Source organism: Ruegeria sp. AD91A (assembly GCF_003443535.1).
Taxonomy (GTDB): domain Bacteria; phylum Pseudomonadota; class Alphaproteobacteria; order Rhodobacterales; family Rhodobacteraceae; genus Ruegeria.
The window spans coordinates 414,139-430,006 of sequence record NZ_CP031947.1 but is presented as its reverse complement, the minus strand read 5'-3'; the positions used below and the strand labels follow the sequence as shown (position 1 = coordinate 430,006).

Below are 15,868 nucleotides of genomic sequence, written 5' to 3'. Positions count from 1 at the left end.
GCCCGATCTCCGGTCAGCACGTGATGGTGCAGATGGCCTCAGCTTCCTTGATCCTGAGATGGAATTTCTGCTGCACGCGGAAGATATGCTCTCCTTCGGCAGAGGTTTGCAGATACTTCACGGCGATATCCGAGGGCACGACGATTTCAACTGGTGCACCCAGCAGGGACACAAGCACTGCCTTGTTCGGGGGCAGGGTGCTGGAACGCAGCAAGGGCCCGTCCAGGAACGGGAGGATGCTGTCACGAGGCAGTACCATCGAGTTCGGCAGCGGAGTGGTAGCTGCCCGAAACAGACCATTGCCCATCACACAGGCATAGGGGCCCAGATAGCCATGCGTTTCCAGCGTGCTGATGCCCGCGACGACGGCCTCGAAAACATCGGTTCCGGTATAGCCCTTTTTGGTCGCGGTATTGGTTTTGCTTTCGCCCGCTTCAAGCAATCCCGGATATTTGCCACCGCCGCTGATCGTATAGATCTGCGGCAGTGAGGTGCCCGCGCCGCCAGCGTGTTTGGGGGCTTGTCCGGTACCGGGTTGACCGTTGAAAATGATGTCGTCCTCTACCCGGGCCACAACAGCGGCTGCTCGGCGGAACATGATCTGAGCTGCGGCCAGTTCCGGATCAGCCACCTGTGCACCTTTCAGGTACACGTTCACCGATACGGTTGTAAGGCGCAAGGTGTCATAATCGTTCACGTCAAGACGTTCTTTGGATGCACCAGATGAGTTGTCGACCAGACTGAGCTTGTTCAGCGGAACAGATTGCGTGTCTGCGGGCAGCGGTCCGTATAGGGGTAGGAAACTGGCTGCCACCCGGGCGCGCAGTGCCTCGTCATGGACGGCCTTGTTCACGGCGCTCCACTGATCTTCATTCCAATCCAATGCATTGGTCATTTCAAATCCCTCTCGCTGCTGCTGCCCAATTCGGCGGGGCAGTCAATATTGTTCTCATTTTGTTTCACTCAATCTGTCCAGCTGATTGCGCGCCCGCTGCTCCTGAACGACACCGCGGCAATCTTGGGCAAGCAAAAGCGCTTGTTTCGCCTCGCCAATTGCAGCGTCCAAATCCCCCTTTGCGGCAAAAGCCTTTGCTCGCACACGGTGATATTCAGGTTTGTTCAGCATCTCGCCACGTTCCCAACCGGGAATGCAAACGGTTTCGAGCCGGTCCAAAGCCTGATCAATATCTCCGTGATCTATCATTAACTCAGACAGAACAATCTGATTCTGAGGAAAAGTAAAGTTTCCACCAGATTTGGAGATCAGGTTCATGCATGCCTCGATGCGTTCCGGAACACCTGCGATATCGCCTTTCCCGGCTTGCGCGAGACCCATGTAGATGTCCTGCATCGCGTGAAGGTAAAGAAACCCTTCCTCATCCGCGACTTTTCTGGCTTCCTTCATCGTCACATCAAGCCGGTCCCATTCACCCGCATAGGGCAGGAACATGCTGCAAGCGCCCATGACGTAGACAAGGTTGGGTGCATGATTCAGCGCCCTGCTGACCTCGATGGCTTCCAGACGCGCGGCTTCGGCCTTTTCGAATTTCCCCTGCTGCCACAGCAGGCATCCCTGAATGGCCAGCAAAGAGGCGGTCGTGGAAGACTGGGTCATGGGCATCATGGCCATATCCAGCTCGGGTGTGATCAGGGCGAAAGCGCGCTCAAGCTGTTGTTCGCATTCAGCAAATTCCCCACGGAAGTAATGAGTAAAGCTCAGGGCCCGCGCCGCAAGAACGTTGGCGACGGGGTCAGCGGACATGCCTGCCATCATATCCAGTGCTTGTCCCATTTCCATCGCTCGGTTCATCTGACCGCCAACAAAGAAGTTGGTCCAGCGGCAGAAGGTAGCGGCGAACAGGGTTTCACCGTCGCCCAAAGACTGGGCCAGTTCCATTGCCCTGGCAGCAGTTTCTCCGACCTGGTCGGCCGACCACCCGTAGATCGCCATATAGGCGGGCAGAATATTCATCTGAACCCGAAGCTCGAATCCATCGCGATCTGCGTTGGCCGCCATGGTTCCGATGTTGCGCAGGGCGGCCCGGAAAGCGGAAATCGCAGGCAGGTTCGCCAGCCGGGACAATGCCAGTTCACCTGCAGTGACCCAATTCGCAACGGCTTCATCCTTCAATCCGCCAAGATCGCAATGATGCGCGACGGTATCGGGGGCCGGACTGCCGAATGCTTGGTGACCGTCCAGCAAGGCCCGGGCAATTTTCAGATGCACCTTCTGCCGGTCTTCCCGAAGCAACGAATTATAGGCTGTATCCTGAACCAGCGCGTGGTTGAACGTGTATGTGGCCGACCCTGAATCGCTGGTAATCAGCACGACGCCAGCCGCCATAAGCTGCATGAGGGCGCTTTCTACATCCATATCTGCATGCGCGACCGCGTGTATCGTCTGAGCGGTGAAACTGCGTCCGATAACCGATCCGAGCTGGGCGACCGGCTTGGCATTTTCCATCCGGTCAAGACGCGACATCAGCGAGTCCTGAAGGGTGGCCGGGACGCTCAGCGCATCCAGAACCTCGGCATTGATCGGGGCGTCCTGGGGAAGCTGGTCCAAAACCGCCTTTGTCATTTCTTCGATGTACAGCGGCACGCCATCCGCCTTCTCGATAATCTGCCTGATCAGGATGACAGGCAAACTGTATGGCTCAGCCACGCGTCGAACCAGTTCGGATGCTTCGGTGTTGCCAAGCGGAGACAGATTAATGCGTGCGGCTCGGCTCTCGAAATGTTCCGGAGGTTCGTATTCAGGTCGATGGGACAGAACCACCAGTACCGGAAAGTTGCTCAAAGCTGACGCAAGCGCATCCAGGACGTCCAATGTGGTAGCATCGGCCCAATGAACGTCTTCAACCACCAACAACAAAGTACCGCGCCTGTCGCACAGGCTGCCCAGACTGCGCAGCATCACGTCAAGTGACTTGCGCGCTTTCTTCAACGGGTCCGACTCTGTCGGGGCGCCGGTCTCCACACCCGCCAGATCAAGAAGAACGGGCAAATCGGCTTCACTCAGACGAGAGGCCGTTTGCACGAAGTCGGAAATCGAAGACCTGATGCTGTCATTTGATTTATCACCTGAAACGCGCCTCAACTCTCCTACAATAGGATGCAGGGGAAGACTGGTCAGGTGAGGGATGCACTGCAACGTAAAGGGCTTGACCCCGATCGTTTCAGACAGCGATTTGATCAGCCTTGATTTGCCGATACCTGCCGCACCCCCGACAAGCGCCAGCCTGCCTGAGCCTTCCTGCGCCTCGCTCCAAAGTTGGGTCAGAGTCGAAAGATCGTCCTGCCGGGCCACAAGATCGACCGCAGATTGACCCACCCGCGCGTCGAACCGGCTGGAGGAAATGATTTCCGACACCACGCGGTACACGTTGCGCTGATTGTCAAAGCCTTTCAGCTCATGGCTGCCACGTGGTTCGAATTCAAAGGCACCTTGGGTCAGCCGCCAGGTCTCGGAAGAAATGATCACTTCACCCGGTTCGGCCAACCCCTGAAGACGGGACGCAAGATTCGCCGTTTCACCTACCAGAAAGTCCTGAGATCCCAGGCTTTTCGAGGAAACGACTCCCACAACAACCATACCGGTCGCAATACCCGCCCGCAGGTCGAGCTTTTCTCCAAACTCGTTTTCAAGATTCTGAACGGCTTCAATGGTTTCCAATACCGCCCGCACAGCACGCTCGGCGTCATCTTCCATGGCCTTCGGGTATCCGAAATACACCATGATGCCGTCGCCCTGCCGATAGGCCAGGTGGCAGCCGTGTTGTTTCAAGGTGCCGATCGCCGTATCCAGATACAGGTTCATGATCTGCATCAGGTCTTCCGGGTCATATCGCTGAGCCAGCCGTGTCGACCCCACAAGATCGCAGAAAACCAAAGTGAGATGCCGGCGCTCGGCATTCGACTGAACTTCGGGCCGCGTCGAAGCTTCCTGTGATTTCAGCCTGGCCTGCGCCTTCCGAAACCGCTTCCTTTCACCAACCGTCAACCCGAGATCACGCAGTTCCGGATCAGTCAACTCGTCCAGAATGTCGTCATCCACGCCCTCTCTCTGAAACAGAGTGGCATAGTCATTCAGATCTGCCAGATAAAGGACTTTTGAAATGCGTGGTGATGCCTCAAGGACTCGCGTCATTGTCTTGCGACTCCGTCCATATCTATCCCCCTGATTTTCCCCTTAATACATAATGTATATGTATAATCCAAAAGTAGAGAGGATTTTGTGCTGAATCCATGTTTGGCGTAGGCCGCACAGTTAACTTGTTACATTGATTGACCGATATACGTCAGAATTATCACACCGTCACGTGTTTTTCCTGCCAAATCATCGGGTTCCAGCTTCCAATTGATCATACCCGCAAGGGCTCGGAACGACCGGACTATCAAGATTGTCGTCATAAGCCTGACGTCACGTCAAGGTTGTCGTATTTGCGCAAGCGCTGTTGCCGACATTAAATATCTGGCAGAACCGCCTCGTTTCGCAGCGTTTTCTGCCTCGTTCCAACGGCAAATCGGACACTCACGATTGCATGTCATAAAACTCAAATGGCGTTGCGTTCGTGTCTGCTCATCAAAACGCCCTGCATCAGGTTCGCATCACATCCAGCGCGCTCAGGTCAAGGACACAGCCACCCGACATGCGCCTTTCCAAGCGGCTTCTTAATGGTTTGCAGGAAGATATTCCGAAGCCGTGCATAAGGAAGCTGCGAACCCGGAACCAATCCACTTCGCAAGAAAAAATCCACGTCCCGTCGTCACCCTGAATTGAACTCAGACCGACCTTTGCCGGCATTAAAGCGTCGGCGGATGCGATCCAAAGCTAGGAGACAGGCAAAGTCACAACCGGTTTCCAAGTTTGATGTGCCAGCGGGCAACCTTCTATTCTTGCGCCACGGCTCTCGCATGGGCCGCAAAGGACGGAGCCAGCATCAGGGCCTTGCACCGTTCGAACCGACTTGTGGCATAGGCCCAGAAATCTTCGGCCGGGTTTTCATCCGCGTGCTGGATCAATCCCCACAGCGTCCACAGCAGATCACACATGGCTTTGTAGATCACCATACGCCCGATCTGCGCATCGCTGGGCGGGTTTCCGAAATAGGCCGTCAACATCTCGAGTTCCTGCTCGTCGCTCAACCCGGCTTCGACGGACAGATCACCCAGATCCCATAGGGCGTCGTTCATGCCTGAATACTCATAATCGACGATCCACATGCGCTGGCCGTCATCCAGAAAGTTTTCGCACAGCGGGTCGCAATGACTGGGGACCAATGTCCCTGGTTTGTCACGCAGCAACGCGCGGATCGGAGCCGCTTCTGCCACGACGTCCGCGTAACCTTCTGGCAGGGTGGCGTTTTTGTCCGCAAGCACCTTCATGTATTCGCTGATCATCGAAAACAGCTCAAACCGAAACTTGAACGGCTCAGGGGCGCCATGAAGCTGCTTCAGGGCCTTTCCCGCGCGGGCAGCAGACCCCGGGCGCGTCGCAAAAATCTCGGGTGTCATTGTGACGATGTCGGTCACGCAATCGCTGATCATCACGCCAGATGACGCGTCTGCCCACAGAACTTCGGGGCCGACCCCGGCCTTTGCTGCCACCCGTGCGTTGTGGATTTCGACCGCGCGGTCGATATAGGCTTCGGTGCCTTCACCGGGGATACGCACAACCACCGTCCTTGGCCCGCCTTCGACGCGATAGACCAGATTGGTTAACCCACCCAGCCGCTGGGTGTGAATGTCCGCCTCAACAAGGGTTTCGAACCCCGCCACGTTGCGAAGGACCTGAATAATCTCATTTTTTGGTTCATTCTGCATCGTTCATTCCCTCAGGCTTTCAACCGGCCGTTTGCTGGATCATAAAGCGGCCCGTCCACGCGGCGGATGGCGTGGCGTTCCCCGAACACCTCCACTTCGAAATCTGACCCACCAGCCAGTCCCGCAGGCAGATAACCGTAGAGGATGGTCTTGCCGACGGTAAACCCATATCCACCGCTGCATGCCAGCGAGACTGTCTTGCCGGACTGCAGTATGGTTTCCCCTCCGGTGATCGGCAGCCGTTCTTCAGTGATGAATGTACAGAGCTGCCGGTCAGGACCGTTCACTTTCTGCGCCTCCAACGCCGACCGTCCGATGAAGTCCTCTTTGGACTTCAAATGTACCCGCGAGCCAAGGCCTGCTTCGATTGGTGAATAGTCTGGGGTGATGTCAGCGCTCCAGTAAAGATAGCCTTTTTCCAGCCGCAAGGACTCGATCGTGCGGTAGCCGATGTCGCGGATGCCATGGTTCTGACCGGCATACCACAATAGGTCGTAGACATGCAGGGCGAACTCGGTTGGAATATGCAGCTCCCATCCCAGCTCTCCCACATAGCCTATACGGATCGCGCGGACCTTTGCCGTTCCCAGAGTGATCTCTCGGGCCGTTGCAAAGGGAAACGCAAGGTTCGAGACGTCTTCTTCCGCAACGGTCTGCATCACATCCCGCGCTTTGGGGCCGCAGATGTTGATGACGGCGCGTGCCGATGTCATTTCGATCAGCTGCGCGCACCCGTCGCGGGGCAGGTGACGTCGGATCCAGTCCGCGTCATGCACGCCGAATCCGGACCCGGTCACGATATAAAAGTGTTCCCGCCCCAATCGGGTGACGGTGATATCGGCTTCAACGCCGCCGCGATCATTGCACAATTGGGTGTAGATCACCGTGCCATCCGGCTTGTCCATGTTTGAAACGGCGAGGTTTTGAAGGGCTTCCAGCGCGCCAGGACCGATCAGTTCGAACTTTGAGAAACTGGTTTGATCGATCAGAACTACACCGTCGCGCGCGGCCTTGTGTTCCTGCTCGGCATAGGCTTTCCAACCCGGCGACAGGAAATCCAACTGATCCACAGGCTCTACACCGACAGGAGCGAACCAGAGCGGCCGCTCCCATCCATTCTTTGACCCGAACACCGCCCCATGTTGCTTCAGCCGCTCATGCAGTGGCGACAGGCGCAGGTTTCTGGCCGTTTCCGCCTCCTGTACCGGATATCGCATCTTGTAATGATGCGCGTAATGTTCGACCGCGCGGGGATACATGAAGGCGCGTGTGGCGTGATGCGGACTGAACCGGCGAACGTCCAGAGGCCACAGATCAAGGCTCGGGCGGCCTTCAACAATCCACTCCGCGATCATCTCTCCCGCGCCACCACCTGCCGCGATGCCGTACAGAAATCCGGTCGCCAGCATCAGGTTTCCCAGCTCGGGCGCCCATCCCATGACAAAATCGCCATCTGCGGAATAAGGGATCGGGCCGTTGATGACCTGCCGGATTCCAACGGTGTTGACGACCGGCGTAACCCGACCTGCCAGTTCGGCAAGGGGCGCAAACCGCTCCAGGTTGTCGGGCAACAACTGCCGGACAAACGCGCCCGGAATGCCCCTGTCGCCGAACGGCAGTGTGTTGTCCTCATACCCGCCGATCACTAGTCGTCCGCCCGCGTCAGGCTTGTAATACACCAGCCGCTCGGGATCCCGCAGGGTTGGCAGGCGTTTTACAAGATCGGGGTCGGGCAGGGGTTCCGTTACGATGTATTGATGCTCGACGGCGCAGGCCGGGACAACGACCCCGAGTTTCGCGGCCAGCTCGCGGCTCCACATTCCGGCGGCCAGAACGACGGTTTCCGCTTCATAGTCCCCTTCTGATGTCATCACTTTGGCGATGCGATTGTTGCGGATTTCAAAATCGGTAACCTGCACGGATTGGCGGATCTGGGCACCGTGCATCCGGGCACCGGACGCGATTGCCTGACATAAGCCTGCGGGATCGACATGACCGTCCGAGGCGATAAAGGCCGCGCCTTCCAATCCCTTCGCGTCGATATAGGGAAACAGCGTTTTGGCCTCGGCCGCCGAGATTATCTCCATCTCCAGATCAAAGCTGCGGGCCATTGTCGCTAGACGCTTGGCTTCCAGAAGCCGCTCTTTGGTTGCCGCCAGGCGCAGGCTTCCAACCTTCTTCCAGTCGAACTCCATCCCGGTTTCTTCGGCCAGACGATCATACAGCGCCACGGACCGTTTCAGCATCCGCGTCGTGTTGCGTGATGACCTCAACTGCCCGACAAGCCCCGCCGCATGCCAGGTGGCCCCCTCGGTCAGGGACGCCCTTTCCAGAAGAACAACATCTGTCTCACCGGACCGTGCGAGATGATACGCGATTGAGCATCCGATGATGCCCCCGCCAATGATGAGATGTCTGACCGAATGCGTTGTCATACGCCAACTCACTTCAATTGATATGCTTTCATCAAAAATCCAAAAACAACATAAATCAACAAAATAGTTTGAATAGTGTTGAAGTAAGTCGCTTGAACAGCGTCAACCTTACAAGTAACCTGATGAAATCAACAAATAACGCGGCGCTTTATGTCGAAATACGAGCAAGAGATTCTCAGCACGGTAAACCTGCATGGGCGAATTTCGGTCATGGAACTGGCGCGCATTCTCCAGGTGTCGGACCAGACCGTAAGGCGAATCGTGAAGCCGATGGTCGCCAAAGGCAGCCTGTCCAAGGTGCATGGTGCATTGGTCAGCACTCAAAATGTGCTGGATCCACCGTTTCTGGCCCGCATGACGAAGAACCGCGCCGCCAAAGTCGCGATAGCCGATGCCGTTGCAGGGCGGATACCGGACGGTTCGGCCATCGCCATCGACACGGGTTCGACCTCGGGCTTCATCGCGCTGGCACTTCGCGCGCGCAAAAACCTCACGGTGGTGACAAATTCGGCCTTCATCGCGGCCACGTTATCGATGGAAGAGGGCAACAGGGTCTTCATGGCGGGAACACAGTTGCGCAACCACGACGGGGCCGCCTTTGACCGCGCCGCATATGACGTCATTGCAGGATTCTCGGCCCGGACGGCCATATTGTCGGCATCGCTGGTGCATCCAAGCAAAGGCTTCATGGTCTATGACCAATGCGAGGCTGACATGGCCCGTGCGATGTCTGATATCGCTGACCAGACCTTCATGGCTGTTGATTCTACAAAATTCAACGAGGCCCAGACCAGCCCGGCATTACGCCTGCCTGGGCTGACCGAGAAGGACGTGCTTATCACCGATCGCAAATTGCCCGCATCCTTCCGCTCCTTACCCGGAGATGCGGAATTGGTGATAGCGGGCGTGAAAGCACAAGCAGGCAGTCCTTGATTTTGTGACAATTCTGCCCCGGCCCGACGGGACAAGCCGGTTCCACCGAAGTGGTGAAACCGGCTGAGTTTCAGGCCGTTGCGCCTTTGATGCGAATGGCAGTGCCCAGGCTTCCTGCACAGATGCCGACCACAATCGAGATGATCAGTTCCAGTGGCTCTACATGCGCAAACTGGAAGCCTGCAAAAACCAGCGTTTCAAGTATGCCAACTGCACCGCCCAATGTCGCGCCCAGCCACAACTTGCGGGTCATCATGCCGAGGGCCAGACCGAGTATGCCGGGCAAACCAAGGATGTTGCTGCCAATGGTTCCAAGTAACTCTAACATCTCTGCCCCCACATCAATTTGAGCTGTTGTTCAGGAAATCGCGGATGTCGTCACCCGCGGCAGTCGCGTGCTCCTGCACAACTTCACCGTCCAGTGCAGCAGTCACCTTCTCGTATGTTTCCAGGTAGTTGGGTGGCAGGTTGTGCGCGATGCCCTGGTGGCAATCGATACAGGTCATACCGCTGTCTATGGCGCGTTGGTGTTCCGACGCGGCGCGTGTTTCCTGAATGGTGAAGTCCATGTAGTCAAAGTTGTGACAGTTGCGGCACTCGCGGCTGTCAGACGCTTTCATCTTTTTCCACACGGCCGACGCCATCGCCAGACGGTGTTCCTCATATTTTTCGGGTGTGCTGATCGTGCCCGCCAGTTCATGATAGACGTCTTTCACGGCCATGATCTTGGCTTTGATCTTGTGGCTCCACTCATCCGGAACATGGCAATCCGAGCAGATCGCACGTACACCGGAGTGGTTGTTGTAGTGGATCGTCTCCCGGTACTCGCCCAGGTTCGTTTCCATCGTGTGGCAGGACACACAGAACTCTTCGGTGTTGGTCAGTTCCAGCGTCCAGTGAAATCCACCCCAGAACAGAATACCGACCAGAAAGCCGGCAAGGATCAGAAAGCCCGAGCTGAACATCACTGCCGGTGTCCAGATCGCGTTCCAGAGGCGACCAAGCAAGCCGCGTTTTTCAGGGGAGTCTGCCATGTCGGTGCTCCTTTCAGTCTTGCGTTGGATCAGTTGCTGGCGGAGGGCTGGAACACGTTGTCGACCAGTGGCGGTGCGTCTGCCTGTGGAACGTGGCACTGATTGCAGAAGTACCGGGTTCCGGCAATCTGATCCAGCTCGTTGCCATCGCGATCTAGATAGTGGGTCATCGACAGGGTCGGTGCGTTGCGCTCGCCCGCCTTGGTCCAGTCATGACAGGACAGACATTGGTTGGTGCGAATGTCGATCTGGTATTGTTCGACCGAATGCGGGATCAACGGCGGCTGCTGGCGATAATTGCGCTGCTGCCGCCCTTCGACGTTGCGGTGGATCTGATCCAGTGGCACCGGTTCGTCAATCTCGGCCCCGCGCAGGGATTCTACCTGTGCGGATTGCGCAAGGGCCCATCCGCTCAGCAACAATACGGGTAGAAGGGCAATTCCGCCTGTAACGATTGTTCTTTTCATCTTGGCACTCCCCTAGATAGGTCTGGCAGCGCGCGGCTCAGGCGCGGCAACTGGATCGGAAGGTTGAACGACATGGTCGTCGAACCGGTGAGTAAAGTTAAAGACGTCGACTGCGCAGACATCGATGCAGCGTCCGCAGTTTGTGCAGTCGGATGACAGGATCAGGGGCGAGCTTCCCGGCTTGCCTTTCAGCGCGGGCGAGATCACCTGATTTTCAGGACAGACCGCATAGCAATCCATACAGTCGTCGCAGGCCGTGCGATTGGCTGCACTGACCCGCAGCAGGTTTTTCGACCCGATCAGCCCGTAGAACGCGCCCACGGGGCATAGATGGCCGCACCAGCCATGGCGTGAGACGAAAACGTCAAAGACGAAGATGGCCGCGATCATGGCCCAGACAAAGCCCATGCCGAATACCAGCCCGCGATGCAGCATGATGATCGGGTTGACCAACTCCCACGCGATCACGCCGTTCAGGCCCGAGACCAGCAGGACGGTTGCCAGAATCCACAACCGAGTGCCGCGCTTGGGTTGCCAGCCTTTCGGCAGGTCCAGTTTGCGGTGCACCCAGTTGGCCGCGTCCGTCACCGGGTTTATGGGGCAGACCCAGGAACAATAGGCACGCCCACCGATCAGGGCATAGATCACCAGAACGATCAGCCCACCGATCAGCGCAGTCATCGCGGGCCAATGGCCTGCGACGAAGCTTTGCAACAAGATGAACGGATCGGTCAACGGCAACACGCCAAGCGTCAGTGACCCCGCCAAAGTGCCCTCCACGATCCAGATGCCGAACCATGGGCCCAGCAGAAACAGAACCAGAAAGAACAGCTGACTTGCACGACGCATCAGCAAAAAACGATGCGCCCCGATCCACCCTTTGCCTTCAACGGCCTCCTGACCTACGGGCATATTTGTGCGAGCACTCATTGTCCCACCCCATGCAGATCATATTCCGGCGCAAATCCGCCGGGCGCGGCAAGATTGTCGGTTCCCGGTCCGGGCAAACGGTCGGGCAGATCGATGATCCCCTCGACCACTGGTGCACCTTTGGCGGCTTTTTCCTCCCACCCCTTTCGGTAATGCTCTGCCGAACTGCCGCGCGCCAGCCGGGCAGGCAGAACCTTGATGGCGGCCTCGGGCAGAACACAGCTTTTTTCGCACATGCCGCAACCTGTACAGTGGTCGGCATGGACGGTGGGAATGAATAACGCATGATGGCCCGACCGGGTATTATGCGCCGTCTCCAAAGTGATCGCCTCGTCAATAACGGGGCAGACGCGATAACAGACGTCGCAACGCAGACCGAGGAAATTCAGGCAGTTTTCCTGATCGACCAGTACGGCAACCCCCATCTCGGCGTCGTCGATATTGTCCAGCCCGGGGTCCAGTGCCCCGGTCGGACATGCGGCGACACACGGAATGTCGTCGCACATTTCACAGGGAACATCCCGGGCGGTGAAGAATGGTGTTCCCGTTGCCACCGCATCCGAGCCAAGTTCGGCCAGTTTCAGGGTGTCGTATGGGCAGTCCCGCACGCATAAACCGCAACGGATGCAGGCCGACAGGAACTCCTTCTCCGGCAATGCGCCGGGTGGGCGCAAGGCATCGGCAGGCAGGGCGCGGGCGTCGCGGGCCAGATAGGCCAGCAGCGATCCTGCGACCACGCAGCCGCCCGCCGCCCGCGCCGAGTCCTGAAGGAACCGGCGCCGCTGCGGCGAAAGGGGTTTATCGACAAGAGACATGGGAACGACCCGTACGATCCTTTCTGGTTACGCGCGCTCGACTTTACAGGCGCACTTCTTGAAATCGGTCTCTTTCGACAGTGGGCAGGTCGCGTCCAGCGTCAGCTTGTTGGTCAACTGGCTTTCGTCGAACCAGGGCATGAAGACCAGACCGCGTGGCACCTTGTTCCGACCCCGGGTTTCAACCCGGCTGGTGACCTCGCCGCGACGGGTTGACAGAACAATCTCCTGGCCCCGGCGCAATCCGCGATCCTTGGCGTCCTGCGGATGCATGTAGACGACAGCGGATGGATAAGCGCGGTGCAGCTCAGGAACCCGGCGTGTCATCGAGCCCGAGTGCCAATGCTCCAGCACGCGACCGGTGCACAACCACAGATCAAATTCCGCGTCGGGCTCTTCCGGAGCAGGTTCATACGGCGCAAAAATGATCTTGGCCTTGCCGTCTTTGTGGCCATAGAACTCCACACCGGTGCCCGCCGATACATATGGGTCATAGCCTTCGCGGAAGCGGTAAAGCGTTTCCTTGCCGTCGACGACCGGCCAGCGCAGACCACGGGCTTGGTGATAGGTTTCAAACGGTGCCAGATCGTGCGCGTGCCCGCGTCCGAAGTCGGCATATTCCTCGAACAGACCCTTCTGAACGTAAAAGCCGAAATGTTCGGATTCATCGTTATCAAAGCCCTCGGCGGTCTCCGACAGCGGGAACTTGTCGACGCTGCCATTGGCAAACAGGACGTCATACATGGTCTTGCCACGGTGTTCCGGCATGGTGGCCAGCAATTCTTCGCCCCAGACCTCTTCGACGGTGAAGCGCTTCGAGAACTCCATCACCTGCCACAGGTCCGATTTGGCCTCGCCCGGGGCCTTGACCTGTTGTCGCCAGAACTGGGTGCGGCGCTCGGCGTTGCCATAGGCGCCTTCCTTCTCGACCCACATGGCGGTGGGCAGGATCAGGTCAGCGGAAACCGCAGTGACCGTCGGGTAGGGGTCTGAAACAGTGATGAAGTTTTCCGGGTTGCGATAGCCGGGATAGCCTTCCTCGTTGATGTTCGGCGCAGCCTGCATGTTGTTGGTGCACTGAACCCAATAGGCGTTCAGATCGCCATCCTTCAGCTTGCGGTGTTGCAGCACGGCGTGAAAGCCGGGCTTGGGCGGAATGGTGCCCGCAGGCACATTCCAGGAGGTTTCGCAGATCTCGCGGTGCTTGTCATTCATGACGACCATGTCGGCGGGCAGACGGTGAGCAAAAGTACCGACCTCTCGCGCTGTGCCGCAGGCCGACGGCTGACCGGTCAGCGAGAAGGGCGAGTTGCCAGGTTCCGAAATCTTGCCCACCAGCAGGTGCACGTTGTACATTAGAGAGTTTACCCAGGACCCACGGGTGTGCTGGTTGAAACCCATAGTCCACAGACTCATGACCTTGCGGTCCGGGTCGGCATATTGTTTGGCAAGACGCTCCAGTTTTTCAGCCGGGACACCGGACAGTTCCGAAGTGTATTCCAGCGTGTATTCCGAAACGGCCTCGGCATATTCTTCGAAGCTTATTGGTTCCATCTTGCCCGAGTTCGGGTTTTCGGCTTCTTGCTGCAATGGGTTGTTGTCGCGCAGACCATAGCCGATATCGGTTGCTGTTTTGGTGATGTTGACATGGTTCTTGACGAACTCTTCGTTCACTGCACCATTCTGGATGATGTAATTGGCGATATAGTTCAGGATCGCCAGATCAGTTTGCGGTTTGAACACCATGCCATTGTCGGCAAGCTCGAACGAGCGGTGCTCGAAAGTCGACAGCACATGCACTTCGCAACCCGACTTGGTCAGGCGGGTGTCGGTCAGGCGCGACCACAGGATCGGGTGCATCTCGGCCATGTTCGAGCCCCACAGCACAAACGTATCGGCGTGCTCGAAGTCGTCATAGCACCCCATCGGTTCATCGATGCCGAAGGTGCGCATGAAACCAACCACAGCCGAAGCCATGCAATGACGCGCATTTGGATCAATGTTGTTCGACCGGAACCCGGCCTTCATCATCTTGGCAGCGGCATAGCCTTCCCAGACCGTCCACTGACCCGAACCAAACATCCCCACGCTGGTCGGGCCTTTCTTGGCAAGGGCCTCTTTCCATTTGGCGGCCATCACATCAAAAGCTTCATCCCAGCTGACCGGCTCGAACTCGCCATTCTTATCATAGGCGCCGTTGGTCTTGCGCAAAAGCGGCGTGGTCAGGCGGTCTTTGCCATACATGATCTTGGACAGGAAATAGCCCTTGATACAGTTCAGTCCCCGGTTCACTGGTGCGTCTGGGTCACCTTGCGTGGCCACCACACGACCGTCTTTAGTGCCCACCAGAACGGAACAGCCTGTGCCGCAGAACCGGCAGGCAGCCTTGTCCCAGCGAATATCGGGCGCGCCGACCTGGGCGTTGGCCTGACCTGCGGCCATGGGAATGCCCGCAGCCGAGGCAGTGGCTGCCGCTGCGGTCGCTTTCAGGAATGTACGACGGGATTCAGAGATGGTCATTGCATGGGCCTCCTGCTGGACGGTTGGCTTGGAGCATCAGGACGCGGAGCCGTCTCCGCGAGATCTTCGAAATGGTGATAAGTCAGTGACAGTGAGATCACGCCGGGGATCTGGTGCAGATCCATGATGGTGTCCGAGGCCAGCCGGTCGGCCGTATCCTCGACAACAACAACAAACCGGCCATCCTCGGCTTCGGCATGAAGCTCGACGCCTTGGGTTCCGGTCATCGCCGCGCGAGCGGCGTCGGTGTAATCGGGGGCGATGTGGACTAGACAGCCACAGATATTCATTGGGTCACCTCCGGGTGTTGAGGGGCGGGGCGATGCATCGCGATGGCCCCGGCGGGACAGGCGGCGGAACAACTGCCGCAACCGATGCAGGTTTCAGTTTCAAGCGCCGGTTCAGCGCGTCCGCCCAGTTGCAGGCGAAAGCGGATGGCATCCTGTTCGCAATTGTCCTGACATAAGCGGCAACTCACCCCGTTCATCGACAGGCAGCTTGCGGCGTCGATCCGTGCGCGCCATGGCCATTCGGAAACACGCTCGGGCAGCAACGCAGGGGTCGGGCAAATGTCAGCGCAGTCACCACACATGGTGCAACCGCCTGCGGAAAGGTCCAGAACGGGAAAGCCGCTGTCGTCGAAACTGATGATGTCTTCGGGACAAGCCCCGGCGCAATCTTCGCAACGCGTGCACAAATCTCCGAAGCCAGTTGCGACTGCCCCCGGCGGACGGATCGCATCGCGGTCCTCCCGCAGGACACGCGCGCTTAGAAAAGCGCGTCTGCTCGTCATCTGGCTCATAGCTGGCGACTCGTATTTGGATAGATAGGTTCGCGTCTTTACTTCCTAGCTGCCTGAAGCAGCGTACGAATTGACCTATATCATACTTTTCGCGAATTTTTCTTGA

13 protein-coding genes are annotated in these 15,868 nt (G+C 57.7%); 1 reads left to right on the top strand and 12 read right to left on the bottom strand.

The genetic code is table 11. The features are described from left to right. Positions 1-13: 13 nt before the first annotated feature. From D1823_RS20395 to D1823_RS20380, 4 genes are all read right to left on the bottom strand, one after another. On the bottom strand, positions 14-895 hold the full coding sequence (locus tag D1823_RS20395; RefSeq protein ID WP_117873521.1) for an encapsulin: 882 nt from the start codon (positions 893-895) through the stop codon (positions 14-16). Positions 896-949: 54 nt separating this feature from the next. Beyond that, positions 950-4,150, bottom strand: coding sequence for an adenylate/guanylate cyclase domain-containing protein (locus tag D1823_RS20390; protein WP_117873519.1), 3,201 nt, complete (start codon positions 4,148-4,150; stop codon positions 950-952). A gap of 743 nt (positions 4,151-4,893) precedes the next feature. Then, complete coding sequence (locus tag D1823_RS20385) at positions 4,894-5,826, bottom strand: choline/ethanolamine kinase family protein (RefSeq protein ID WP_117873517.1); 933 nt, start codon at positions 5,824-5,826, stop codon at positions 4,894-4,896. 11 nt (positions 5,827-5,837) lie between these two features. After that, complete coding sequence (locus tag D1823_RS20380) at positions 5,838-8,261, bottom strand: FAD-dependent oxidoreductase (protein ID WP_117873515.1); 2,424 nt, start codon at positions 8,259-8,261, stop codon at positions 5,838-5,840. A 150-nt stretch (positions 8,262-8,411) separates the two neighbouring features. Between D1823_RS20380 and D1823_RS20375 the strand changes: the two genes are divergently transcribed. Beyond that, positions 8,412-9,194 (top strand): DeoR/GlpR family DNA-binding transcription regulator, encoded by a 783-nt coding sequence (locus D1823_RS20375; protein WP_117873513.1) that lies wholly within the window; start codon positions 8,412-8,414, stop codon positions 9,192-9,194. A gap of 70 nt (positions 9,195-9,264) precedes the next feature. Here the strand turns inward: D1823_RS20375 and D1823_RS20370 are convergent, their stop codons facing one another. Genes D1823_RS20370 through napF form a run of 8 tightly spaced genes read right to left on the bottom strand, consistent with a single transcriptional unit; the run spans position 9,265 to position 15,762 of the window. Next, positions 9,265-9,522, bottom strand: a complete 258-nt coding sequence (locus D1823_RS20370; RefSeq protein ID WP_117874057.1) for a hypothetical protein — start codon at positions 9,520-9,522, stop codon at positions 9,265-9,267. A 13-nt stretch (positions 9,523-9,535) separates the two neighbouring features. Further along, positions 9,536-10,228, bottom strand: coding sequence for a NapC/NirT family cytochrome c (locus tag D1823_RS20365; RefSeq protein WP_117873511.1), 693 nt, complete (start codon positions 10,226-10,228; stop codon positions 9,536-9,538). Positions 10,229-10,257: 29 nt separating this feature from the next. Continuing rightward, the gene (locus D1823_RS20360) at positions 10,258-10,695 is read right to left on the bottom strand and encodes a nitrate reductase cytochrome c-type subunit (protein ID WP_117873509.1); all 438 of its coding nucleotides are present in this window, start codon (positions 10,693-10,695) and stop codon (positions 10,258-10,260) included. A gap of 12 nt (positions 10,696-10,707) precedes the next feature. Further along, the gene (gene napH, locus D1823_RS20355; RefSeq protein WP_117873507.1) at positions 10,708-11,625 is read right to left on the bottom strand and encodes a quinol dehydrogenase ferredoxin subunit NapH; all 918 of its coding nucleotides are present in this window, start codon (positions 11,623-11,625) and stop codon (positions 10,708-10,710) included. Beyond that, positions 11,622-12,440 carry a ferredoxin-type protein NapG gene (gene napG, locus D1823_RS20350; protein ID WP_117873505.1) on the bottom strand — a complete coding sequence of 273 codons (819 nt, stop codon included), beginning with the start codon at positions 12,438-12,440 and terminating at the stop codon, positions 11,622-11,624. The genes napH and napG overlap by 4 nt, the downstream gene beginning before the upstream one ends. Positions 12,441-12,467: 27 nt before the next feature. Then, positions 12,468-14,960 carry a nitrate reductase catalytic subunit NapA gene (gene napA, locus D1823_RS20345; RefSeq protein ID WP_117873503.1) on the bottom strand — a complete coding sequence of 831 codons (2,493 nt, stop codon included), beginning with the start codon at positions 14,958-14,960 and terminating at the stop codon, positions 12,468-12,470. Further along, positions 14,957-15,250, bottom strand: coding sequence for a chaperone NapD (locus D1823_RS20340; protein WP_117873502.1), 294 nt, complete (start codon positions 15,248-15,250; stop codon positions 14,957-14,959). Before D1823_RS20340 ends, napA begins: the two co-directional genes overlap by 4 nt. Then, positions 15,247-15,762: a ferredoxin-type protein NapF gene (gene napF / locus D1823_RS20335; RefSeq protein ID WP_117873500.1), complete on the bottom strand. Its 516-nt coding sequence runs from the start codon at positions 15,760-15,762 to the stop codon at positions 15,247-15,249. The genes D1823_RS20340 and napF overlap by 4 nt, the downstream gene beginning before the upstream one ends. Positions 15,763-15,868: the final 106 nt, after the last annotated feature.

Excerpts from the sequence above, each read along its gene's own strand:
- D1823_RS20365 (WP_117873511.1), bottom strand. The coding sequence starts at position 10,228 with ATGGCAGACTCCCCTGAAAAACGCGGCTTGCTTGGTCGCCTCTGGAAC.
- D1823_RS20370 (WP_117874057.1), bottom strand. The coding sequence starts at position 9,522 with ATGTTAGAGTTACTTGGAACCATTGGCAGCAACATCCTTGGTTTGCCC.
- D1823_RS20385 (WP_117873517.1), bottom strand. The coding sequence starts at position 5,826 with ATGCAGAATGAACCAAAAAATGAGATTATTCAGGTCCTTCGCAACGTG.
- D1823_RS20340 (WP_117873502.1), bottom strand. The coding sequence starts at position 15,250 with ATGAATATCTGTGGCTGTCTAGTCCACATCGCCCCCGATTACACCGAC.
- D1823_RS20360 (WP_117873509.1), bottom strand. The coding sequence starts at position 10,695 with ATGAAAAGAACAATCGTTACAGGCGGAATTGCCCTTCTACCCGTATTG.
- D1823_RS20395 (WP_117873521.1), bottom strand. The coding sequence starts at position 895 with ATGACCAATGCATTGGATTGGAATGAAGATCAGTGGAGCGCCGTGAAC.
- napG (WP_117873505.1), bottom strand. The coding sequence starts at position 12,440 with ATGTCTCTTGTCGATAAACCCCTTTCGCCGCAGCGGCGCCGGTTCCTT.
- napH (WP_117873507.1), bottom strand. The coding sequence starts at position 11,625 with ATGAGTGCTCGCACAAATATGCCCGTAGGTCAGGAGGCCGTTGAAGGC.
- napF (WP_117873500.1), bottom strand. The coding sequence starts at position 15,762 with ATGAGCCAGATGACGAGCAGACGCGCTTTTCTAAGCGCGCGTGTCCTG.
- napA (WP_117873503.1), bottom strand. The coding sequence starts at position 14,960 with ATGACCATCTCTGAATCCCGTCGTACATTCCTGAAAGCGACCGCAGCG.
- D1823_RS20380 (WP_117873515.1), bottom strand. The coding sequence starts at position 8,261 with ATGACAACGCATTCGGTCAGACATCTCATCATTGGCGGGGGCATCATC.
- D1823_RS20375 (WP_117873513.1), top strand. The coding sequence starts at position 8,412 with ATGTCGAAATACGAGCAAGAGATTCTCAGCACGGTAAACCTGCATGGG.
- D1823_RS20390 (WP_117873519.1), bottom strand. The coding sequence starts at position 4,150 with ATGACGCGAGTCCTTGAGGCATCACCACGCATTTCAAAAGTCCTTTAT.